At 34.6% G+C, this 20,227-nt stretch carries 26 protein-coding genes and 4 tRNA genes; 10 read left to right on the top strand and 20 right to left on the bottom strand.

Annotation, left to right across the window (positions count from 1 at the left end; translation table 11 throughout):
* Positions 1-7: 7 nt before the first annotated feature.
* From ACLGLP_RS08485 to ACLGLP_RS08455, 7 genes are all read left to right on the top strand, one after another.
* The gene (locus tag ACLGLP_RS08485; protein ID WP_492112844.1) at positions 8-910 is read left to right on the top strand and encodes an NAD(P)/FAD-dependent oxidoreductase; all 903 of its coding nucleotides are present in this window, start codon (positions 8-10) and stop codon (positions 908-910) included.
* Complete coding sequence (gene alr, locus ACLGLP_RS08480) at positions 892-2,025, top strand: alanine racemase (protein WP_492113744.1); 1,134 nt, start codon at positions 892-894, stop codon at positions 2,023-2,025. Before ACLGLP_RS08485 ends, alr begins: the two co-directional genes overlap by 19 nt.
* Positions 2,018-2,290 (top strand): Sec-independent protein translocase protein TatB, encoded by a 273-nt coding sequence (gene tatB / locus ACLGLP_RS08475; RefSeq protein WP_492112843.1) that lies wholly within the window; start codon positions 2,018-2,020, stop codon positions 2,288-2,290. The genes alr and tatB overlap by 8 nt, the downstream gene beginning before the upstream one ends.
* The gene (locus tag ACLGLP_RS08470; RefSeq protein WP_492112842.1) at positions 2,268-2,981 is read left to right on the top strand and encodes a twin-arginine translocase subunit TatC; all 714 of its coding nucleotides are present in this window, start codon (positions 2,268-2,270) and stop codon (positions 2,979-2,981) included. The genes tatB and ACLGLP_RS08470 overlap by 23 nt, the downstream gene beginning before the upstream one ends.
* A gap of 16 nt (positions 2,982-2,997) precedes the next feature.
* The gene (locus tag ACLGLP_RS08465; RefSeq protein WP_492112841.1) at positions 2,998-4,317 is read left to right on the top strand and encodes a cofactor-independent phosphoglycerate mutase; all 1,320 of its coding nucleotides are present in this window, start codon (positions 2,998-3,000) and stop codon (positions 4,315-4,317) included.
* Between the two features lies 1 nt (position 4,318).
* Positions 4,319-5,914, top strand: coding sequence for an L-aspartate oxidase (gene nadB / locus ACLGLP_RS08460; protein WP_492112840.1), 1,596 nt, complete (start codon positions 4,319-4,321; stop codon positions 5,912-5,914).
* A 77-nt stretch (positions 5,915-5,991) separates the two neighbouring features.
* On the top strand, positions 5,992-6,192 hold the full coding sequence (locus tag ACLGLP_RS08455) for a hypothetical protein (protein WP_492112839.1): 201 nt from the start codon (positions 5,992-5,994) through the stop codon (positions 6,190-6,192).
* A 6-nt stretch (positions 6,193-6,198) separates the two neighbouring features.
* Here the strand turns inward: ACLGLP_RS08455 and ACLGLP_RS08450 are convergent, their stop codons facing one another.
* The 16 genes from ACLGLP_RS08450 to ACLGLP_RS08375 all read right to left on the bottom strand — a co-directional run bounded on the left by ACLGLP_RS08450 (position 6,199) and on the right by ACLGLP_RS08375 (position 14,823).
* A complete protein-coding gene (locus ACLGLP_RS08450; RefSeq protein ID WP_492112838.1) occupies positions 6,199-6,837 on the bottom strand; it encodes an L-threonylcarbamoyladenylate synthase in 639 nt (212 codons plus the stop codon).
* Positions 6,838-7,599 (bottom strand): zinc ribbon domain-containing protein, encoded by a 762-nt coding sequence (locus tag ACLGLP_RS08445; RefSeq protein ID WP_492112837.1) that lies wholly within the window; start codon positions 7,597-7,599, stop codon positions 6,838-6,840.
* The gene (locus tag ACLGLP_RS08440; protein WP_492112836.1) at positions 7,580-8,410 is read right to left on the bottom strand and encodes a Nif3-like dinuclear metal center hexameric protein; all 831 of its coding nucleotides are present in this window, start codon (positions 8,408-8,410) and stop codon (positions 7,580-7,582) included. The genes ACLGLP_RS08445 and ACLGLP_RS08440 overlap by 20 nt, the downstream gene beginning before the upstream one ends.
* Positions 8,411-8,420: 10 nt before the next feature.
* A tRNA-Ile gene (locus ACLGLP_RS08435) sits at positions 8,421-8,494 on the bottom strand.
* A 45-nt stretch (positions 8,495-8,539) separates the two neighbouring features.
* Positions 8,540-8,968 (bottom strand): Fur family transcriptional regulator, encoded by a 429-nt coding sequence (locus ACLGLP_RS08430; RefSeq protein WP_492112835.1) that lies wholly within the window; start codon positions 8,966-8,968, stop codon positions 8,540-8,542.
* A gap of 47 nt (positions 8,969-9,015) precedes the next feature.
* Positions 9,016-9,384 carry a YkgJ family cysteine cluster protein gene (locus ACLGLP_RS08425; protein ID WP_492112834.1) on the bottom strand — a complete coding sequence of 123 codons (369 nt, stop codon included), beginning with the start codon at positions 9,382-9,384 and terminating at the stop codon, positions 9,016-9,018.
* On the bottom strand, positions 9,377-10,045 hold the full coding sequence (gene queC, locus ACLGLP_RS08420; RefSeq protein ID WP_492112833.1) for a 7-cyano-7-deazaguanine synthase QueC: 669 nt from the start codon (positions 10,043-10,045) through the stop codon (positions 9,377-9,379). Before queC ends, ACLGLP_RS08425 begins: the two co-directional genes overlap by 8 nt.
* A gap of 30 nt (positions 10,046-10,075) precedes the next feature.
* A tRNA-Glu gene (locus tag ACLGLP_RS08415) sits at positions 10,076-10,150 on the bottom strand.
* A 14-nt stretch (positions 10,151-10,164) separates the two neighbouring features.
* Positions 10,165-10,238, bottom strand: a tRNA-Lys gene (locus tag ACLGLP_RS08410).
* Between the two features lie 37 nt (positions 10,239-10,275).
* Complete coding sequence (locus ACLGLP_RS08405; protein ID WP_492112832.1) at positions 10,276-10,989, bottom strand: molybdopterin-guanine dinucleotide biosynthesis protein B; 714 nt, start codon at positions 10,987-10,989, stop codon at positions 10,276-10,278.
* A gap of 13 nt (positions 10,990-11,002) precedes the next feature.
* Positions 11,003-11,689 (bottom strand): metal-dependent hydrolase, encoded by a 687-nt coding sequence (locus ACLGLP_RS08400; RefSeq protein ID WP_492112831.1) that lies wholly within the window; start codon positions 11,687-11,689, stop codon positions 11,003-11,005.
* Positions 11,690-11,717: 28 nt separating this feature from the next.
* A tRNA-Gly gene (locus ACLGLP_RS08395) sits at positions 11,718-11,791 on the bottom strand.
* Positions 11,792-11,828: 37 nt separating this feature from the next.
* On the bottom strand, positions 11,829-12,791 hold the full coding sequence (gene porB, locus ACLGLP_RS08390) for a pyruvate synthase subunit PorB (protein ID WP_492112830.1): 963 nt from the start codon (positions 12,789-12,791) through the stop codon (positions 11,829-11,831).
* A gap of 4 nt (positions 12,792-12,795) precedes the next feature.
* Positions 12,796-13,965 carry a transketolase C-terminal domain-containing protein gene (locus ACLGLP_RS08385; RefSeq protein ID WP_492112829.1) on the bottom strand — a complete coding sequence of 390 codons (1,170 nt, stop codon included), beginning with the start codon at positions 13,963-13,965 and terminating at the stop codon, positions 12,796-12,798.
* Position 13,966: 1 nt separating this feature from the next.
* Complete coding sequence (locus ACLGLP_RS08380) at positions 13,967-14,260, bottom strand: 4Fe-4S binding protein (protein ID WP_492112828.1); 294 nt, start codon at positions 14,258-14,260, stop codon at positions 13,967-13,969.
* An 11-nt stretch (positions 14,261-14,271) separates the two neighbouring features.
* Positions 14,272-14,823, bottom strand: coding sequence for a pyruvate ferredoxin oxidoreductase subunit gamma (locus ACLGLP_RS08375; RefSeq protein WP_492112827.1), 552 nt, complete (start codon positions 14,821-14,823; stop codon positions 14,272-14,274).
* A 123-nt stretch (positions 14,824-14,946) separates the two neighbouring features.
* On the opposite strand from ACLGLP_RS08375, the gene fabG reads away from it, so the two are divergent.
* Together fabG and def are read left to right on the top strand one after the other, a co-directional pair.
* Positions 14,947-15,696 (top strand): 3-oxoacyl-ACP reductase FabG, encoded by a 750-nt coding sequence (fabG, locus tag ACLGLP_RS08370; RefSeq protein ID WP_492112826.1) that lies wholly within the window; start codon positions 14,947-14,949, stop codon positions 15,694-15,696.
* A 57-nt stretch (positions 15,697-15,753) separates the two neighbouring features.
* The gene (gene def / locus ACLGLP_RS08365; protein WP_492112825.1) at positions 15,754-16,248 is read left to right on the top strand and encodes a peptide deformylase; all 495 of its coding nucleotides are present in this window, start codon (positions 15,754-15,756) and stop codon (positions 16,246-16,248) included.
* Positions 16,249-16,253: 5 nt separating this feature from the next.
* On the opposite strand, the gene ACLGLP_RS08360 is transcribed toward def, so the two are convergent.
* The 4 genes from ACLGLP_RS08360 to zapB form a co-directional block, all read right to left on the bottom strand.
* On the bottom strand, positions 16,254-17,042 hold the full coding sequence (locus tag ACLGLP_RS08360; RefSeq protein WP_492112824.1) for a TIGR00282 family metallophosphoesterase: 789 nt from the start codon (positions 17,040-17,042) through the stop codon (positions 16,254-16,256).
* On the bottom strand, positions 17,032-18,594 hold the full coding sequence (gene rny, locus ACLGLP_RS08355; protein ID WP_492112823.1) for a ribonuclease Y: 1,563 nt from the start codon (positions 18,592-18,594) through the stop codon (positions 17,032-17,034). Before rny ends, ACLGLP_RS08360 begins: the two co-directional genes overlap by 11 nt.
* 230 nt (positions 18,595-18,824) lie before the next feature.
* Positions 18,825-19,148, bottom strand: a complete 324-nt coding sequence (locus tag ACLGLP_RS08350) for a cell division protein ZapA (protein ID WP_492112822.1) — start codon at positions 19,146-19,148, stop codon at positions 18,825-18,827.
* 10 nt (positions 19,149-19,158) lie between these two features.
* On the bottom strand, positions 19,159-19,377 hold the full coding sequence (gene zapB / locus ACLGLP_RS08345) for a cell division protein ZapB (RefSeq protein WP_492112821.1): 219 nt from the start codon (positions 19,375-19,377) through the stop codon (positions 19,159-19,161).
* A 161-nt stretch (positions 19,378-19,538) separates the two neighbouring features.
* Between zapB and ACLGLP_RS08340 the strand changes: the two genes are divergently transcribed.
* Positions 19,539-20,222, top strand: a complete 684-nt coding sequence (locus ACLGLP_RS08340; protein WP_492112820.1) for a peroxiredoxin — start codon at positions 19,539-19,541, stop codon at positions 20,220-20,222.
* Positions 20,223-20,227: the final 5 nt, after the last annotated feature.

The following is a 20,227-nucleotide window of genomic DNA, read 5'->3' as shown; positions in this document are numbered from 1 at the left end:
GTTTAAATTGGATTACGACATAGCTATTATTGGATTAGGACCAGCAGGTATTCAGGCAGGTATTCATGCAGGAAGAAGAAAAAACAAGGTAATTATTTTTGGTAAGCTATCTGAAAGTGCTCTTGCCTCTGCTCATATAGAAAATTACTTTGGATTTAAAGAAAAAGTAGATGGGAAGGAGCTTCTTTTTGCAGGGATTGACCAGCTTAAAAAGGCAGGCGTTAGTATTTTAGAAGAAGACATCATCAAAATAGAGCCTTTAGAGACAGGATTTAAGCTCATTACCGAAAAGGAAAAGGAATTTACAGCTTTAGCCCTTATACTTGCTATGGGTGTAAAAAGAAAAAGGAGCTTTTTTAAGGAGGAGAAAAATTTCGTTGGTAAAGGAGTGTCTTACTGTGTTGATTGTGATGCCTGGTTTTATAAAGGAAAAAAAGTAATGGTTATTGGAGATGGAAGTTCTGCTATTTGGGGAGCAAAGTTTTTAACTCAATTTGCCGAAAAGGTTTATTTTTATTTTTCTAAAGGAGAATTTCCTTCAGAGGAAAAAGAAGTCCTTGCAAAAATGGGAATAGAAATACTTGATAAAAAACCTGTTGAAATAGTTGGAGAAAAAGAGGTTGAAGGGGTTAAACTTGTTGATGGAAGTATTTTAAAAGTTGATGGAATTTTTATTGAAGAAGGAGCAAAGGGACCTCTTGAGCTTCTTGCCCCTCTTGGGATTGAACTTGATCCTGAAACATTTAATTATGTAAAGGTAGACAAAAACATGAAAACCAATGTGGAAGGAATTTTTGCCTGTGGTGATATAACAGGTCCTCCTCTGCAGGTTGCTAAAGCTGTTGGAGAAGGTTGTATAGCAGGTTTGAACGCTTCAGACTATGTAAGTAAATTGAAAAAGGAGAGTTAATCATTATCTGGTTTAAAAAACTTGAGATAAATCTAAAAAATCTCAAAAAAAACTTATCTGCATTAAAAAGTTTTTTACCTGAGAATACAAAAATTCTTCCTGTAATTAAAAACGATGCCTATGGACATGGTCTTTTAGAGGTTGCCAAGGCTCTTTCTAGGGAAGGGGTTTTTGGTTTTGGACTTTCTGAACCAGAAGAGGCTCTCATATTGCGAAAAAACGGTATTAACCACCCTATTTTACTTCTTTCAGGATTTGAAAAGGACTGGCTTCCTGATATGTATGAATTAAACATCACTCCTGTGGTTACAAGTTTAAGAACCTATGAATGGTTAGTTGAATTCGTAAAGAAAAAAGAAATAAAGTGGGAATTTCACCTCAAAGTAGATACGGGCATGCATAGATTTGGGCTTGAAATTGAAAAACTTGACATATTTTTAAAAAATCTTTTGGGTTTTCCTCAGCTTAGCCTTAAAGGAGTTATGACTCATCTTAGTTCATCTGAAAATCCTGAGCACGAGTTAACAAAAACCCAATTAAAAAACTTTAAAGATGTTTTAGAAAAATTAAAAAATGTAAAAATTATTCCGGAATATATTCATTTTGCCAATTCAGGTGGTATAATATTCTTACCTGAAAAAGGAAATCTCGTTAGACCAGGAATAAGTCTTTATGGAGGTTATCCATCTTATTCTGCAAGAAAGCTTATAAAACTTTATCCAGTTATGACTCTCAGGTCAAGAATAGTTGAGATAAAAATGGTTAAAAAAGGTGAATATGTAGGTTATGGTCCAAATTTTAAAGCTGAAAGACGCACAGTTCTTGGAATTGTTCCTGTTGGTTATGGAGATGGCTATTTAAGAAGTTTAAGTAATAAAGGCTTTGCTTTTTGTAAAGGAAAAAGGGTTAAGGTAGTGGGGAATGTCTCAATGAAAGCACTTTATTTAGATGTAACTGAGGTTGAATCTGTAAAGGTAGGAGATGAGGTTATTCTTCTTGGAGGAGAAAATGAAGAGGTTTCTGCAGACGAGCTTGCATCCCTTGCAGGAACTATTAGCTATGAACTCTTTTGCAATTTAGGAAAATCTATTCCAAGGGAATACATAAATGTTTAATATAGGATTTTCAGAAGCCCTTATTATATTTTTAGTAGCTTTAATTGTTCTTGGTCCTGAAAAACTTCCTGAGCTTGGAAAATTTTTGGGAAAACTTACCCTTGAACTTAAAAAGGGAATAGAAGAATTAAAAAAAGAGCTTGAGATAGAGGAATTAGAAGAAGAGGTTAAAGAAACCAAAAAAGAGTTAGAGAAGTTAAAAGAGAATTCAGTTGAGATTCTTAAAAATTCTATAAAGTCTGATGAAAAGGATACTCTTTCCTAAAATTTTTGCTGTTGATGTTCTTGAAAGAATAAGGCGAGAAATTATAATCTTTGTTCTGATATTTTTTCTTTTGTGGATTTTCCTTTTTTTCCTTTTTCCCTATATTTTTCCCTATCTTATGTATCCCTATTACGGAATTCTTAAAGGACAACCCCTTGTTTTTACAAGTATTGAAGAAGCTCTTTTTGTTATTCTGAGAGCATCCTTTTATTTAGCCCTTACCATAACATTTCCCTTTCTACTTCTCCGCCTTTTTCGAGCAATTTCTCAGGAATTTTTTGAACCTGAAAAGGAATTTTTAAAAAAGCTTTTTTTCGTTTCCTTTTTTCTTGGCATTTTAGGGCTTTTAGTAGGCTATTTTTTGTTTATTCCTACTTTTTTAAAGATTTTTCTCTTTTTTGGTAGAAATTTTGAAGCCAATCTAAAAATTAACTATTTTCTTTTTTTTGTATTAAGAGTGCTTTTGTTTTCAGTTTTTGTCTTTCAAATTCCTTTGTTTTTTGCTCTTCTTATAAGAGAAGAACTTATTACTCAGGAGTTTTATAAAAAGAGAAGGCTTTATTTTTTGGGATTTTTTTACATTCTTTCACTTCTTCTTTCTCCTACTGATTTTTTTACTCAGATCTTGTTAACTTTGTTTTTCTTCTTATTTTTTAGATTAGCTTTTGTTATAGCCAAGTTTCTTAAGTAAAGAAGGGGGTATGTAGATGGGGAGAAGAAAAAAGAAGGATACCTTATTTCAGGAAGCACTTTCTTCGGGTGGAATTTTAGAAGAATTTCCACCTCCACCTAAGGGAATGAAGTATATAGTTCTTATAGGAGATGGCATGGGAGACTTTCCTATAAAGGAGATAAAAAATAAAACTCCTCTTGAGGTAGCTATCACTCCGGGCATGGATTTTATAGCTTCTTATGGTGAAATAGGAATGTGCCAAACCATTCCTCCTAATATGCATCCTGGCTCGGATGTAGCTATTATGGGATTACTTGGCTATCCACCCGAAGAAAAATATACTGGAAGAGGACCTATTGAGGCAGCAAGCAGGGGGATAGAATTAAAACCAGAGGATGTAGCTTACAGATGCAATCTTGTAACTTTGAGGTTTGAAGGAGAAGATCTTATCATGGAAGATTACTCTGCAGGGCATATCTCTACAGAAGAAGCAGTAGAATTGATAGAAGCGGTTAATAGAAATGCAGGAACAGATAAAATAGAGATAATTCCTGGAGTAAGCTATAGACACATTCTTATTTGGAGAGGAGGTTCGGGGGGACTTCACACCTATCCACCCCACGATCTTATAGGGAAAAGCGTCTGGTTTGCTATTAGTGCTTATGACGAAGAGCCCTATCTTAAAGAATTTATGATTAAAGCCATAGAAGTTTTAGAAAAACATCCTGTCAATCTTAGAAGAAAGTTAAACGGTCTTCCTCCAGCAAATGCTATATGGCCTTGGGGGCAGGGTAGAACTCCAGAACTTGAGCCTTTCTCTGAAAAATGGGGCTTAAAGGGGGCAGTAATTTCTGCAGTTGACTTGATTAAAGGATTGGGAGTTCTTGCTAAAATGACGGTAATTAATGTTCCAGGTGCAACAGGATACCTTGATACCAATTACGAAGGTAAGGTTGATTATGCCCTTGAAGCATTAAAAGATCACGATTTTGTTCTTATCCATGTTGAAGCCCCAGATGAGGTTTCCCATCAGGGTTCCTTGGAATTGAAAATAAAGGCTATAAATGAATTTGATAGAAGGGTAGTTAGATACCTTCTTGAAAGAATAAATGAAGTTACTAAAAAATACAGGATTCTCGTTTGTTGCGACCATCTAACCCCCATTTCCATAAGAACTCATTCAGGAAAACCCGTTCCTTTTGCTATTTTTGATGTTACCAAGCACAAAAAGAAGGTGAGAGATGTGAAATTCTGCGAAAAAGAAGCATATCAGTCTCCAATATTTTTTAAAAGTGGACCTGAACTCTTACAATACTTTTTACAAAGAAAGCCACTAACTAAAGAAGAGGTTTAAAATGGACATTTTTAAAACTGACATTCTTATAATAGGTTCGGGTATTGCAGGTTTAAGTCTTGCTCTAAAACTTAAAGATCTTGGTGAAATTACTATTCTTACCAAAAAAAGAGCATTTGAAACAGCAACAGTTTTGGCTCAAGGTGGTATAGCCTGCGTTATGGGTGAAGATGATAGTTTTGATTTACACATAAAGGATACTCTTACCGTTGGGGACGGGCTCTGTAAAAGAGAAGTTGTTGAATTGGTGATTAAATCTGCCCCAGAAAGAATAAAGGAGCTTATAAGCTGGGGAGTTAAGTTTGATAGAGATCTTGAAAATCCTGAGAAATTTCATCTAACTCTTGAAGGGGGACACTCAAGAAAAAGAATTCTTCATGTTGGAGATTATACAGGAAGGGCTATAGAAAACACTTTAATAGAAAGGGTTCTTGAATTAGAAAATATAAGAATTCTTGAAAATCATTTTGTAGTAAGGCTCATTCTTGAAGATTTTTTTAAACCCTCAAGGGTTATTGGAGCTCTTGTTCTTGATCTTACTCACATAAAACCTGTAATTTATTTAGCTAAAGTAGTTGCCTTATGCACAGGAGGGGCAGGAAAAGTTTATTTGTATACCAGCAATCCTGATACCGCAACAGGAGATGGAATAGCTCTTGCTTATCAGGCAGGTTGTAGAATTGCCAATATGGAATTTGTGCAGTTTCACCCAACTTGTTTGTATCATCCTAAAGCCAAAAATTTTCTTATATCAGAGGCTTTAAGGGGTGAGGGAGCAGTGCTTCTTAATGCAGAAGGAAAAAGGTTTATGCATAAATACGAACCTGTAAAAAAAGAACTTGCTCCAAGAGATGTGGTTACAAGAGCAATAGATATGGAACTTAAAAAAACAGGTGCAGAATGCGTTTATCTTGATATTTCCCATCTTCCTTCTGATTACATAAAAAGAAGATTTCCTTACATATACGAAACCTGTTTAAAATACGGAATAGATATAACTTCACAACCCATTCCTGTTGTTCCAGCAGCACATTATCTCTGTGGTGGAATATACACCAATATATGGGGTCAAACAGACATTCCCAATCTTTTTGCTGTAGGAGAATGTGCTTGCACAGGTCTTCACGGAGGAAATAGACTTGCCTCAAATTCTCTTCTTGAGGCTCTTTGTTTTTCCCATCAAGCAAGTATTAAAATAAAAGAGATGTGGAAAGAACTTAAAGACCTAAAAATAAAAGAACCACTTCCTAAAGAATTAGCTGTTAAAGAAATTAAAGAAGAAAAGGTCTTTATATCTCATAACTGGGATTTGATAAGAAAAATAATGTGGGACTTTGTCGGAATTGTCAGAAGTTTAAAAATGTTAGAATTTGCTAAAAAAAGAATAGAATTTATCAAAAAAGAGATAGAAGAAAATTGGAAAGGAATTTATCTTGATTTAGATACCATGGAGCTAAAAAAAATTGCAGTAGTGGCAGAATTGATAATAAAATCTGCTCTTAAAAGATTAGAATCAAGAGGAACTCACTATCTCATTGAATTTCCTTACAAAAGAGATAATTATCAGAAAGATACTATAATTTCCAAAAATTTTTAAAAATTTTTTTAAATTCTCTTTACAAAGTCGGTTTTTTTTGATAGAATTTTTAGTGAATTTAAAAAGGGGAGGATAGAGTGAAAGTGATTTTTGATCCGGATATACCAGAAGATATTAAAGAAGATATACTTAATGCTATAAAAGAGGAAAATATAGGAGAAATTTGCAAAATCTGTGGAGCAGATACTTTATATGTAGCACATTTAGGAAATGTATTAGATGTAAAATGTTATGAATGTGGTCACTCTTATTTGGAGATAGAATTAGAGGAGGAGTAAGATCGTTTAAGAAGTCAAAATAGCTTTTATTTTTTTATAGGGAATTTCTCCTTCTCTTATTAAAGAAACCTTATTTTCTACTACAGAAATTACAGTTGAGGGGGCTTTAGCAGAAAGTCTTCCCCCATCTAAAACAAAATCTACTTCTGGTAACTCACTTAATACTTCCTCTGCACTTCTTGAGGGTTTATTTTCACTGATGTTTGCGCTTGTTCCTGTGATAGGTAATCCAAAAACTTCACATATTTTCCTTACTACAGGAGAAGAAGAAAGTCTTACCCCTATTGTCCCTGTTTTAGCAGTAAGCATTGGTGAAATCGTATCCTTAGCTTTAAAAACTATGGTTAAAGGACCGGGCCATAATTTTGAAATCAACTTTTCTGCAACAGGTGGAATCTCATCTACTACAAGTGAAAGCTGTTCTAAACTTCCTATGAGAAGAAGAATGGGTTTGTTATAAGGTCTTTTTTTAAGATGAAAGAGCTTTTCTAAGGCTTTTTCCGAAAAAGGATTTGCAGCAAGTCCATAAAATGTCTCAGTAGGTATGGCTCCAACCTTGTCTTCCTTTAAGTAAAGAGCTACTTTTTTAGAAAGTTCTTCAAGGTTTGAAAGATCCTCTGAAAGTTTTAAAACTATGGGACTCATTTAAGAGGATGAAGAAGCTTCTTTTAAAGAGGATTTATTTTCTTCTTCCTTGATGTAAATTCTTTTATAATAAATTAATCTTTTGCAATGCGGACACTCGTAATATCGGTTATCTCTCTGAAGTTCGTTATAAAGTTGAGGTGGAATAGCCATATGACAGCCTTCACATACATAGTTATCTACAGGAGCTATTCCCACTCCACCTTTCTTTAGTCTTATAGCCTCATACTTTTTCAAAAGAGCTGAAGGGATTTTTTTGGCAATTTTTTCTCTCTTTTGTAAAAGTTTATCCTTGCTTGCTGAAAGCTCAGCACAGAAGGAGTCAAATTTCTGCTTTTCTTCCTGATATACATTTTCTAATCTTTTCATCTCCTCCTCAAGTTTTTCTTTTTCTTTTTCCAGATTTTCTATTTCCTCCATCATTTTTAAAATCTCATCCTCTTTTTGTTTATTTGCTTTCTTAATTTCTTCAATTTCTCTTAAAAGTAGTTGATATTCCCTTGTTCCTCTAATCTGGATTAAGCGTGCTTGAGTGCTTTTAAGTCTTTGATATTCCTGTTTTAATTCCTCTTCAAAAAGATCCTTCTGTTTTTTCTTCTCTTCTATGAGCTGATTAAGATTTTCCAGTTTTTTGTTTAGTTCTTCTTTTTCCTTTTGAGCTTTTTGTAAAGATTGAGGTATTTCCTGCATGTTTTTTTCGATTTTAAGAATTTCTAAGTCAATTTTTTGCAATTCAATAAGTCTAAGTATTTCTTCTTGCATCTAACCCTCCTTCTTCTGGAAAAATTTTATAAGGACTTTTGTTTTTAAATATTTCTATAGGTAAATCTGCCTGGTTAGTTTTTAAAAATTCTTGAATCTTTTCTTTCAGGAAAGGAAGCACAAAACTTTCAGAAATTCCGTGATCTATGATGATAAAGTTAAAACCCTCTTCAAAAGCCTCATAAGCAGTATGATATTTTACATCAGAAGTGATTAAGGTATTTATTCCAAGACTTTTTAATTTTTCTTTTAAGAAAGCTCCTGAGCCTCCACAGAATCCAAAAGAATCTATTTCTGTTTCTGGATCTCCTACTACCATAATCCAGCTATTAATAAGTTCCTTAATTTTTTTAGCTAAATCCTGCAGTTTAATAGATTTTTTTAAGTATACAACCCTTCCAAGACCAAAAATTTCATTTTTTTCTTTTAAAATAAAATCTGAACCTTCAAGGTTTAGAGCCTTTATAAAAGCTTCAGAAACTCCATCAGAGATTTTATCAAGGGGAGTATGCCAAGAGATAAGGTTTAAGTCGCTCTTTATAAGAGAGTATATCAGACTACCTTTGTAGTCATCTTTTATAATACTTGTGATTGGTTTGTAGATAAGGGGATGGTGGCTTATAATTAAATTAAGTTTTTTCTCTAAAGCATAGTAAACAGCCTCCTTTGATACATCTACAGTTAGAAGAACTCCAGAAACAGGATTTAAAAATGAACCTATTTGTAATCCGTTATTATCTTGAACTTCTGCTATTTGAAGAGGTGCTAAAGTTTCTAATAAATTGTAAAAATCTTTTACTAAAAGAGGCATATATTTTTAGTGGGCCCGCCAGGATTCGAACCTGGGACCTTCCGGTTATGAGCCGGTGGCTCTAACCAGCTGAGCTACGGGCCCTCAATTCTCTACAAATTAATAAAATAATATAAACTTTATTTTTTGTCAAGATAAATGAGATTCCTGCTTTTTCTTGCACTCAGGACAAAAGCCATAAAAAACAATTTGATATTCAGTTAATTCACAATTTTTTATTTCTTCAGGCACTTTAATGTTATTCTCAAGATTTTCAATATCTATAACCTTTTTACAGCCTTTGCAAAAGAAATGATGATGTGGATGAGTAAAGGCATCAAACCTTTTTCTTGTGCTTTCAACATTTATCTCTTTTATTAACCCTTTTTCTACAAGCACTTCCAATGTATTGTAAACAGTAGCAAAAGACATGCTTGGGAAACGAGGTTTTAAGGCATTGTAAATATCTTCAGCTGATGGATGAGATCTATTATTTTCAAGATATTCTAAAATGGCAAGTCTCTGAGGAGTTAGCTTTAATCCCAAACTTTTGTAAAACCTAAGTTTTTCTTCGGTCATTGAATCAATCCTCCCTGCAAGTTTTGTTATAAGTTTAAAACACTTTTTTATTTATGCAAGTTTTTAAAAGATTTTAATTTTTCCCAACTTAATTCTCTAAGTCCTAAACAGGAATTTTGAATAATTCTAAATGTTTCCTCATCTTTAAAAATGGCAGGGACGAAAGGCCATTCTTTACACTTCTCAGGTTTAACAGGATGGATTTTGCAGAGTCTTTCTTTTTCATCAAAAAATACGCAATAACCATTTTTAGTTTTCATTTCTATTCTGAAAATACCTTTTTTAACTGTGTATTTTTCTAAAAATTCATCTTCAGAAATATTTAAAAATTTAGCAATTCTTGAAATATCCTCTTTAGAAAGACTTATTGTGCTTTCACCTTGACAGCACAAACCACATCTTTTACATTCAAACATTTTCGTAAGGGATGGGATCCTCTATTCCAGCTTCTTTAAAGGCTTTAAGTCTCAGTCTACAGGAATCACACCTTCCGCAAGCTTTAGCTCCACCCCTATAACATGACCAGGTAAGATGAAAGGGAGTTCCCAATTTTAAGCCAAGTTCAACAATTTTTTTCTTGGTGAGATTTATAATAGGGGTTTCTATTTTAATATTGGTTTCAGGTTTTGTGCCTTTAATTATAGCTTGATTAAAGGCTTCTATAAATTCCTTTCTACAATCGGGGTATCCGGAAAAATCAACTTCATTTACTCCTATAAATATTTTTTTTGCTTCTATGGTTTCTGCCCATGCTGTTGCAATACTTAAAAAAACCCCGTTTCTAAAGGGCACATAAGTAGAAGGGATTCCAATTTCTTGCTTTTCTGGAATTTCAAGCTCGTCAGAAATGAGACTTGACCCACCAAAATCTTTAAAAAAGGCAAGCTCAACTACTTTAAACTTTTCTGGTTTAAAAAATTCTACCAATTTATAAAAACATTCTAATTCTTTTTCTTGAGCCTTTTGTCCGTATTGAAAGTGTAAAAAGGCTAAACGATGGTTTTGAGAGGCTATACTTGCACATACCGCACTATCCATTCCTGAGCTTAAGAGAACTATAGCAAGTTCTTTATTCATAGAATTAAGAGAAATTTTGGGAATAAAAAGCGCCCCCAAGGGGATTTGAACCCCTGTCGCCGGCGTGAAAGGCCGGTGTCCTGGACCTGGCTAGACGATGGGGGCAAAATCTTTTTAAATGGGCCGGGTAGGATTCGAACCTACGACTCCCAGCTTAAAAGGCTGGTACTCTGCCTGGCTGAGTTACCGGCCCATTTAATTTCAATTTAATTTGTGTTTACAAATATAAATTAAATATCTTCTTTGTCAAGTTCTTTATTGAACTTAATTTTAATTTCTATATCTTCTACACTTTCTGGAACACCCTTTAAAGCCTTAATAAAGCCTAATAGGGGATAAATAAGAACATCCTCAACAAAACTCTTCATGGGTATTTTTTTACCATTAACCTTAAGTAAAGTCCTTGGCTCATACTTTTTTATAAGCTCTTCTATAAAATCTGCTAAGATATCAATCTCATTAAAAAGAAAAAATCTTTCTTCAGGATAAAGATTTTTCCATTTTTCTAATTCATTTTTTACCACAAAGCCAAGCAAATTTTTTGTCTCAGCTTTTATCTTCTTTAAATCCTCGTCATTTTCCTTTACCACCCATAGCTTATAAATCATATCAAAACTTTTAAAACCCTCTAAAATAACAAGATTGAAATCCCAGAAAAGAGATAAAAAAAATACATACCAATCTTTAAAAGATGATAAGTTGAGTATTTCTGGGTTTAAGTAAAGAGTAAATAAATTTTCCTGAAAAAAGCCAACTACAGGAACCTTAGCTTCTCTATATAGCCAGGTATCTTTTTCTGGTGTATCTGTTAAGACGCTTTTTTCTTTTGAGGATTTCACTACGGCAATTTTATAACCTCTTTTTTTAAGCACTTCAAATAAAGAAAGGGCAAGAGTTGTTTTTCCAGCATTATGATATCCTGAAATAGAAAGTAAAAAAGGCATAGCGTTAATAGCGTTAAAGAGTTATCTCTTTTCCTAATTCGGGAGTGATTACAGTAATTGGAAGTTTATATTTTTTAAGTTCCAATTCAAAACTTTCTACATCACCTGTAAGAATTGGAAAGGTTCCATAATGCATAGGTATTACTATTTCTGGTTTTATAAGGTCACAGGCTTTTGCTGCTTCTCTGGGACCCATTACATAGTGGTCTCCAATAGGAAGTAGAGCTATTTTAGGGGAATAAAGCTCTCCAATTAATTTCATATCATAAAATAAACCTGTATCTCCGGCGTGGTAAATAGAGACGCCATTTTCCAAAGTAATTACAAATCCGCAGGCACTTCCTCCATAACTTCCATCAGGAAAAGAAGAACTATGAAGAGCTGGAACCATAGTAAAAGCTAAATTATTTACTTTGTAGGTTCCTCCTATATTCATTCCTGTTACCTTTGGTATTCCGTGTTTAAGTAGATATTGCTGTATTTCGTGAATGGCAATTACTTCTGTGACTGCAGTTCTTGCAAGTTTAAGAACATCTCCCAGGTGGTCTCCGTGTGCATGAGTTATTAAAATAAAATCATAGGGACCAAGATCAACATTTTTCGGAGCAAGAGGATTGCTTATCCAAGGATCTATAAGGATTTTTTTTCCTTCCTCAGTTACGATTTTAAAACAAGAGTGTCCATAAAAAGTTATTTTCATTTGGGTCTCCCAAGAAAAGGATTTTAAAAGCGGGCGACGGGATTCGAACCCGCGACCTACAGCATGGCAAGCTGTCGCTCTACCAGGCTGAGCTACGCCCGCAAGATTAAATTTTAATATAATCTATATTTAAAAAGCGTCAAGAAGCCTGTGTTTCTACTCCAAAACACTCAGAAAGCTTAACAATTTTTTCGTATTCTTCATCTACACGCTTTTTAATGTATTCTATCTGCTCAGGAGTTAAATGCCTAAATCTTCTTTGAAGCTTTAGATATTCCTCAACAGGTTTAGGCTTATCAATTTTTCTGTTAAGAATGTATCTTCCCTCTATTACTTCATATAAAGGAAAGATACGGGTTTCCACAGCAAGTCTGGCAATCGTAATGCTATCCTCACTTTTACATCCCCATCCTGTTGGGCAGGGAGAAAAAACATGAATAAAAGAGGGACCATTTATTAAAGAGGCTTTTTTTACTTTATTCATAAGGTCAATAGGATAGGCTGGACTTGCGGTTGCTGCATAGGGAATGTTGTGGGCTACCACTATTCCCATAATGTTTTTCTTCCATGTTACCTGTCCCTTTACTACCTTTCCAGCAGGGCTTGTAGTTGTATGAGCTCCGTAAGGAGTTGCTCCTGACCTCTGAACACCTGTATTCATGTAAGCTTCGTTATCAAGACAAATGTAGATAAAATCATGTCCTCTTTCTAAAGCACCTGAGAGGAATTGAAGCCCTATGTCAAAGGTTGCACCATCTCCTGCAAAGACAACTACATTTATCTTTTTTTCTTTTGAGATTTTCCCCTTTCTTTTCAGAACCTTTATGGCTGCTTCAATGCCTGAGGCAACAGAAGCTGCATTTTCAAAGGCAACATGAATCCAAGGAATTTTCCACGAGGTATAGGGAAAGGGACTTGAAATGATTTCCATACAACCAGTTGCTGAAACTGCGATTGTATTTGGACCAAGGGCTTTCAAAGCAAGTTTAAGAGGTAAAACTGTTCCGCATCCCTGACAAGCTCTATGACCAGGGGCAAAACCATCATATTCTGGTAGATTTTTTAAATTAAATCCCTTAAAGTTTTTTAATTCCGGTCTCATGGCTTTACTCCTTTACTCCGTAAATTTCATAGGAAAATTTTGGTTTTTTACTTATAGCTTCGTAGGTTCTTTCAAAAAGTTCTACAAAATCCTCTACTGTTACATCTCTTCCAGAAAGTCCTGCTACAAAGTTCACTACTTTTGGTCTTTTGTTAGATTGATAAAGAGCTGAGCGAACTTCAATACCTACAGGGCCTCCTGTTGAACCGTGACTCACGGCTCTATCAACAACCCCTATAGCTTTTACCCCTCCTATAGACTTAAGAAAATCTCTTAAAGGAAAGGGTCTCCAGAGTCTAAATCTTAAAACTCCTACTTTTTTACCCTTTTCTCTTAATAAATCAGCTGCATTCATGGCTGTTTCTGCAAGACTTCCCATAATTATAAGAGCCACTTCTGCATCTTCCATTCTGTAAGTCTCAACAGGTAGGTATCTTCTTCCTGTAAGTTTTTCAAATTCCTTCCAAGCATTAACTATTATTTTGTAAGAGGCATTTAGAGCCTCGTCTTGCGCTTTTTTGGCTTCTGTATATATTTCAGGAACACCGATAGCACCCATGGTAATTGGTTTTTTAGGATCTAACTTATATTTCATACGAAGTGGGGGGATGTATTTATCAACAAGCTCCTGATCAAGAAATTCAATAGGTTCTATAACATGAGAGAGTGTAAAACCATCTATATTTACAGCTACAGGAAGCAAAGCCTTTTCAGCAACTCTATAAGCATGATAAATAAGATCAACCGCTTCCTGTCCGTTTTCTGCAAAGGTTTGAATCCAGCCCGAATCTCTCATAGTCATAACATCGGAGTGATCGTTCCAGATACTGATAGGGGCTGAAATTGAGCGATTGGCAATAACCATAACTATAGGAAGTCTAAAGGCAGAAGCAATAAATAGATTTTCATACATAAGAAGCAAGCCTTGAGAAGCTGTTGAGGTGAAAGTTCTTGCACCAGTTGCAGCTGCTCCTATGCAGGCACTCATAGCTGCGTGTTCAGATTCAACAGGAAGGTATTCAGCATCAAGCTCCCCGTTGTTTACGAGTTCTGCCAGATGTTCAACGATATGAGTTTGAGGAGTAATAGGATAAGCTGAGACCACATCTACTTTGCATTGAGCAACTGCCTCTGCTATAGCAATGGAAACTTCTTTAGCAACAGGTCTGCCCATTTTATGCCTCCTCTAAAACCATTGTAATGGCACCCTTTGGACAATTGGCTGCACATATTCCACAACCTTTACAATAATAAAGATCAGCAATAAAGTATCCCTCCTCATCCTTTTTATAACATAAATCAGGACAGAGTGCATAACACATACCACACTTTATACACTTTTCTTTATCAAGAACAGGTTTATAGGCTCTCCAGTCTCCTGTTTTGAATTTAACAGAATTCCCTGGTTCCAAAATAAACATCCCAGGAGCCAACTTTTTCCAGCTAATTAATCCCTGATCTTTTGGCATGGCTTACTCCTTTACTCGTAAATTTTGGTTTCATTTAATGCCCTTTCTAAGGCTTTTATATTTTTCTCAGCAAGCTTTCCAAATCTTTCTTTTAAAGCATCTTCCATGTATTTTACCTCAATAAGTCCTGTTGCCTTTATGAAGGCACCAAGCATGGTAGTATTGGTAATAGGAAGACCGAGTTCTTCAATGGCAATTTTTGTTGCATCAACAAGGGCAAGTCTTCCCTTGTAACCGCCGAGAAGCTTTCTAATTTCTTCTTCAGAAAGATTAGAATTTAAAATTACTATACCATTTTCTTTTAAACCATCAGTTACTTTTGTAATTTTAAAAAGAGTAGGATCAAGCACGAGAACGACATCTGGATGGTATATTTTTTCTCTTGTGCGAATTCTTTTTTTATCAATCCTTGCAAAAGCCTGAACAGGGGCTCCCCTTCTTTCAGGTCCAAAACTTGGAAAAGCCTGAGCAAAGTTTCCTTGATTAATAGCTGCTGTAGCAATTAATTCTGCTGAAGTAACTGCTCCTTGTCCACCTCTTCCATGTATTCTTATTTCTATCATAGGATGCTCCTTTTAAGTATTTTTACTTATTTGTGTAACATAACTTATATTAAATGTCAATAGAAATTGACAAACTTTCCGTTAATTTTTAAAATGTTTTTACAAAATTTTAGGAGGGGGAAGATGGCAGAGCTTAGTGGGAAAGTAGCATTGGTAACAGGTGCTTCAAGAGGTATTGGAAGAGCAATAGCTTATGAACTTGCTAAAAACGGAGCTACAGTAATTATTAACTACAAAGGATCAGAGGATAAGGCAAAAAGCTTGGCTGAAGAAATAGAAAAAATAGAAGGGAAAGCCTATCTTTCAAGATTTGATGTTGCTAATCCTCAAGAAGTGAGAGAAAAAATAAAAGAAATTGAAAAAGAAGTGGGAAGTATTCATATCCTTGTTAACAATGCAGGAATTGTGAGAGACGCTTTGTTTTTGAGGATGAAAGAAGAGGATTGGGATAGTGTAATAAAAACAAACTTATATTCAGTTTTTTATGTTACTCAAGCCGTTCTTCCTATGATGATTAAAGAAAAGTGGGGAAGAATCATAAATATTTCTTCAGTAGTAGCTTTTACAGGAAATCCCGGTCAAACTAATTATGCAGCGGCAAAAGCTGGGATTGTTGGATTTTCAAAAGCACTTGCCTTAGAAGTTGCAGGAAAGAATATTACAGTAAATGTAATTGCTCCAGGCTATATAGAAACAGATATGACAGCAGGACTTCCCGAAAAAATTAAAGAGGCATTTTTACAGCAGATTCCACTTAAAAGAGCAGGACTTCCACAAGAGGTAGCACATTTAACTGCCTTTTTGGCAAGCGAAAAGGCTTCCTACATAACAGGTTGCGTATTCCACATAAATGGAGGTTTATACAGAGGTTAACCTTGAAAAAATAAAAAAAAGTTTTAAATTAAAATCAACTATAATTTGGGGAAAGATATGGAAATATTCATTTTGGGACATCCAGCGCTAAGAGAAAAGGCAAAGCCTGTAGAAAACATAAATGGTGAGTTGAAACAAATTATAGAAAAAATGGCTGAAACTATGTATAAAGCTAAAGGAATTGGTCTTGCGGCAAATCAGGTAGGAATTTTAAAGAGATTTTTTATAATGGATGTTTCTCAAAGAGAAGGGAAAAGAAAGCTTGAAGTTTATATAAATCCGGAAATACTTTCTGCTGAGGGAGAAGTTGTTTATGAAGAGGGATGTTTAAGCATTCCTGGGTATTATGCACCTGTTAAGAGGTTTGCTAAACTTTATGTAAGAGCCTATGATTTAGATGGAAACCTCTTTGAAAGAGAATTAGAAGGAATATCTGCTGTAGTTTTTCAGCACGAAAATGATCACCTTGATGGAATATTGTTTGTGGATAGACTTTCCACTTTGAGAAGAGAGTTATTTAAAAAGTGGTGGAAAAAGAATTATGGAAAGTAAATTTTTTATGTTTCAATAAGTCTGAATCTTTCTATATAATCGGTTTTTCCTTCTTCATTTAGTTCAAGGTAAATTCCTTCAACTTTGACTTTTTCTCCTTTTTCAACCTCTAACTTTCTTGGGACCATGGTGAGATACATTTCTAAAGCTTGATTTATTTTCATTCCTATAATACTTTCTACTGCTCCGCACATTCCTACATCAGTTATATAGCCGGTTCCCTTTGGCATAATTCTTTCGTCTGAGGTTTGAACATGAGTATGGGTTCCGATGATTGCTGAGACAAAGCCATCCAAAAAATATCCTAAGCCAAGTTTTTCTGAGGTAGCTTCTGCGTGAAAATCAATAATTATAAAGGGGGTTTCTTTTTTAATTTTTTCTGCAAGATTTTTACCAACAGTAAAGGGGTTTTCAAGTGGTCTCATAAAAATTCTTCCTTCAAGATTAATTACCCCCAATTTAATATTTTCTTTAGTATAGATATTCCATCCTTTTCCTGGTGCTCCTTCTCCATAATTTGCCGGTCTTAAGACTTTATCGGTTTTTTGAAGGTAGGGAAAAAATTCCTTTTTCCAGATATGATTACCAGAGGTTAAGACATCTATTCCGTAAGAAAAAAGTTCTTCAGCAACCTTTTCAGTAAGACCATATCCACCTGCTGCATTTTCTGCGTTTGCAATTATAAAGTGGGGTTTATACTTCTTAATCAGTTCAGGTAAAAAGATTTTTATGGCTTTTCTTCCTGAGCTTCCTACAATATCTCCGAAAAAAAGTATTTTTACTTTATTTTGCATATTCAATAGCCCTCGTTTCTCTAATTACGGTAACTTTGATGATTCCTGGATAGGTTAATTCTTTTTCTATTTTTTGAGCAATTTCACGGGCAAGTATATAAGCTTCTTCATCGCTTATTTTTTTGTCATCTACAATAACCCTTATTTCTCTCCCAGCCTGTATGGCAAAGGCTTTTTCCACTCCTTCAAAAGAAGAAGCAATGGCTTCAAGTTCTTTTATTCTTTTAATATAGGCTTCAAGCAGTTCTCTTCTTGCTCCAGGTCTTGCACCTGAGATCGCATCAGAGATTTGAAGTATTATTCCCAAAATACTTGTTACAGGAATATCTTCATGATGTGAGGCTATGGCATTAACAATATCCTCTTCTTCTCCGTACTTTCTTGCTATTTCAGCTCCTATTAGTGCATGTGGACCTTCCATTTCATAGGAGGTTGCCTTTCCTATGTCATGTAGTAAGGCAGCTCTTTTTGCCTTTTTAACATCTATTCCAAGTTCTCCTGCCAGAGCTCCAGCAATTATAGCAGTTTCAATGGAATGCTGTAATACATTTTGACTGTAACTTGTTCTATATTTTAATTTTCCTATAAGCTTAATAAGTTCAGGATGAAGTCCGTAAATACCAAGTTCAAAGCAGGCTTTTTCTCCAACTTCCATTAGATGTTGTTCCATTTCTTCCTCAACCTGTTTTACAACCTCTTCAATTCTTGCAGGGTGTATTCTGCCATCTGCTATGAGTCTCTCTAAAGCAATACGAGCAATTTCCCTTCTTAAAGGATCAGCACAGGATAAAACAACAACCTCAGGAGTATCATCTATTAAAAGATCAACCCCTGTTAAGGTTTCAAAGGTTCTAATATTTCTTCCTTCCCTTCCAATTATTCTTCCTTTCATTTCTTCGTTTGGAAGCTGAACAACCGAAACAGTTTTTTCCGTAACAAATGGAACGGCAGCTTTTGCTACGGCATAAGCTAAAATTTCCTGAGACCTTCTTTTGGCTTCTTCTTTTACTTCGTTTTCAATTTTCATAATAAGTTTTGCCTTTTCTTCCCTAAGTTCTTCTTCCACTTTTTTGAGAATGAGTTCTTTAGCTTCCTTTTCAGAAAGACCAGAAATTCTTTCCAACTCCTCCTTAGTTTGCTTTAATATTTCTTCAATCTGCTTTTTTTCATTTTCAAGAATAGTTTTTATCTCTTCAATTTCCCTAAACTTTTTTTCCAAAATTTCTTCTTTCTTTATAAGATTTTCTTCTTTGTGAAGAATTCTTTCTTCTTTTAAGGAAACTTCTTTTAATCTCTTTTCAAAATCCTTTTCCAGAGCCTGTTTATGAGCCAGGATTTCCTCTTTTATTTGAATTTCTGCCTGTTGAAGTTTGAGTTTTGCTTCATTCTCAGCATTTTTAAGAATTTCCTTAGCCTTTTCCTCAGCTTCTTTTAAAATAGTTTCTGCTGTTTTTCTTGTTTCTATTTCTTTCTTTTTCAGAAAGTATATATAGCCTAATGCCAAAGTTATGCCAATTAAAATTCCTACAAGAATACCCCAGAGAAGACTCATGTTATTCCTCCCACAAAATAAAAATTTTTTATTAAAAATTTTGGGAGGGAGGAAGAAAGAAGAGGTTTTAAAATGATTTTTATAGAAAAAAAGAGATCCCGGGATGCCGTGAGGACTGCCTGCTCCAAGCTCTATTGAAAATACTTTTAGGGTGGGGTCTGGTCAGCCCTTGACGCCTTTTTACAGGCAAAAGAGCCCCAGAACCACCTTGCCCTTTCATTTCAATAGTGTCAGCTTGGCAGGTCCTTATCATCCTCACGCACACCCCAGGATATTATTTCCCTTTCTAAAAACTCTCCCACTTTATTAAGTTGTGTTTTAATACACCTTTCCAATGCCTCTTTCTCTTTTTTTACTTTTATATAATCGTGTGCAACTTGTAAAAGAAGCCATACAGCCAATTTAAAAGTAGGAACCTTTTTAAAACTTTCTACTTCTCTTTTTTTATCCTCTAAATATTCTAAAACTTCTTTAACCTCCTCTTCCGGAACAAAAGACCGGAAAAGGAAGGTTTGCCCTAAAAATTCAAAACTGATTTCCCTTACATTTTGCATTTTTACCATACTATATTTTGGAGAGTTTTTCTATTAAACTACCAATTCTTTCTTTTATTATTCTTCTTTCTTCCTCCCTCCTATTTATTTCTTCTAAAAGTTTTGTATTTTCTTCTTCTTTTTCCTTTAATTTATTAAGTAACTCTTCCTTTTCGTTTTTTAACTTTATTACCAAGGAAATAAGAGCATCTATTTTTTCCTCTAAACTTACAATTTCTTCAAAATCCATTATCATCCTCCTGCAAAAGTACTTAAAGATTCGTTTAATTTAATAAAATCTATTTTAGGACATTTGTCAAGGGTTAAATTTTGAAAAATTGTTCTTGACAAATAAAAAATTGGTATTAAAATTAATTTTCAGTTAAATAAAAATTAAAAAGGAGGGGGAAGATGGAGGAGGTAAGAGAAGTTCAGGCTATGCCAAGAATAGGGGATCAAGCACCAGCTTTTGAAGCGATGACTACTATGGGACCAATTTCTTTTCCAGAAGATTTCAAAGGTCAGTGGGTGGTGTTTTTTTCACATCCCGCTGATTTTACCCCTGTTTGTAGCACAGAATTTTTAGCCTTTGCTCAGATGAAAGAAGAGTTTGAGAAAAGAAATGTTCAGCTTCTTGGATTAAGTATTGACAGCAATTTTTCGCACATTGCCTGGGTAATGAATTTAAAAGAAAAGACAGGAATTGAAATTCCATTTCCAATTGTAGCAGATGTTGATGGCAAAGTTGCTAAGCTTTATGGAATGCTTCATCCTAAAGAAAGTAGCACAGCTACAGTAAGAGCGGTATTTATAATAGATCCCAATGGCAAGATAAGAGCAATTATTTACTATCCTTTAAGTTGTGGTAGAAACATGAGAGAAATTTTGAGACTTATTGATGCTTTGCAAACTGCAGACAAGTACGGTGTTGCAACTCCAGCCAACTGGGTGCCCAATCCGCAAACTTGGGAATTTACAGAGGAAAACACTAAAGTGATTGTGCCACCTCCCACAACATACGAGGAAGCAGTTAAGAGATTAAAAGAAGGATATGAATGCATTGACTGGTATTTTTGTAAAAAGTCTTTAAAATAATTAGG

This window comes from Caldimicrobium sp. SLHALR3, from assembly GCF_058692735.1.
This window is presented reverse-complemented; position numbering and strand designations above follow the sequence as displayed.

Excerpts from the sequence above, each read along its gene's own strand:
- tatB (WP_492112843.1), top strand. The coding sequence starts at position 2,018 with ATGTTTAATATAGGATTTTCAGAAGCCCTTATTATATTTTTAGTAGCT.
- ACLGLP_RS08470 (WP_492112842.1), top strand. The coding sequence starts at position 2,268 with ATGAAAAGGATACTCTTTCCTAAAATTTTTGCTGTTGATGTTCTTGAA.
- ACLGLP_RS08465 (WP_492112841.1), top strand. The coding sequence starts at position 2,998 with ATGGGGAGAAGAAAAAAGAAGGATACCTTATTTCAGGAAGCACTTTCT.
- nadB (WP_492112840.1), top strand. The coding sequence starts at position 4,319 with ATGGACATTTTTAAAACTGACATTCTTATAATAGGTTCGGGTATTGCA.
- ACLGLP_RS08450 (WP_492112838.1), bottom strand. The coding sequence starts at position 6,837 with ATGAGTCCCATAGTTTTAAAACTTTCAGAGGATCTTTCAAACCTTGAA.
- ACLGLP_RS08445 (WP_492112837.1), bottom strand. The coding sequence starts at position 7,599 with ATGCAAGAAGAAATACTTAGACTTATTGAATTGCAAAAAATTGACTTA.
- ACLGLP_RS08440 (WP_492112836.1), bottom strand. The coding sequence starts at position 8,410 with ATGCCTCTTTTAGTAAAAGATTTTTACAATTTATTAGAAACTTTAGCA.
- ACLGLP_RS08430 (WP_492112835.1), bottom strand. The coding sequence starts at position 8,968 with ATGACCGAAGAAAAACTTAGGTTTTACAAAAGTTTGGGATTAAAGCTA.
- ACLGLP_RS08425 (WP_492112834.1), bottom strand. The coding sequence starts at position 9,384 with ATGTTTGAATGTAAAAGATGTGGTTTGTGCTGTCAAGGTGAAAGCACA.
- queC (WP_492112833.1), bottom strand. The coding sequence starts at position 10,045 with ATGAATAAAGAACTTGCTATAGTTCTCTTAAGCTCAGGAATGGATAGT.
- ACLGLP_RS08405 (WP_492112832.1), bottom strand. The coding sequence starts at position 10,989 with ATGCCTTTTTTACTTTCTATTTCAGGATATCATAATGCTGGAAAAACA.
- ACLGLP_RS08400 (WP_492112831.1), bottom strand. The coding sequence starts at position 11,689 with ATGAAAATAACTTTTTATGGACACTCTTGTTTTAAAATCGTAACTGAG.
- porB (WP_492112830.1), bottom strand. The coding sequence starts at position 12,791 with ATGAGACCGGAATTAAAAAACTTTAAGGGATTTAATTTAAAAAATCTA.
- ACLGLP_RS08385 (WP_492112829.1), bottom strand. The coding sequence starts at position 13,965 with ATGGGCAGACCTGTTGCTAAAGAAGTTTCCATTGCTATAGCAGAGGCA.
- ACLGLP_RS08380 (WP_492112828.1), bottom strand. The coding sequence starts at position 14,260 with ATGCCAAAAGATCAGGGATTAATTAGCTGGAAAAAGTTGGCTCCTGGG.
- ACLGLP_RS08375 (WP_492112827.1), bottom strand. The coding sequence starts at position 14,823 with ATGATAGAAATAAGAATACATGGAAGAGGTGGACAAGGAGCAGTTACT.
- fabG (WP_492112826.1), top strand. The coding sequence starts at position 14,947 with ATGGCAGAGCTTAGTGGGAAAGTAGCATTGGTAACAGGTGCTTCAAGA.
- def (WP_492112825.1), top strand. The coding sequence starts at position 15,754 with ATGGAAATATTCATTTTGGGACATCCAGCGCTAAGAGAAAAGGCAAAG.
- ACLGLP_RS08360 (WP_492112824.1), bottom strand. The coding sequence starts at position 17,042 with ATGCAAAATAAAGTAAAAATACTTTTTTTCGGAGATATTGTAGGAAGC.
- rny (WP_492112823.1), bottom strand. The coding sequence starts at position 18,594 with ATGAGTCTTCTCTGGGGTATTCTTGTAGGAATTTTAATTGGCATAACT.
- ACLGLP_RS08350 (WP_492112822.1), bottom strand. The coding sequence starts at position 19,148 with ATGCAAAATGTAAGGGAAATCAGTTTTGAATTTTTAGGGCAAACCTTC.
- zapB (WP_492112821.1), bottom strand. The coding sequence starts at position 19,377 with ATGGATTTTGAAGAAATTGTAAGTTTAGAGGAAAAAATAGATGCTCTT.
- ACLGLP_RS08340 (WP_492112820.1), top strand. The coding sequence starts at position 19,539 with ATGGAGGAGGTAAGAGAAGTTCAGGCTATGCCAAGAATAGGGGATCAA.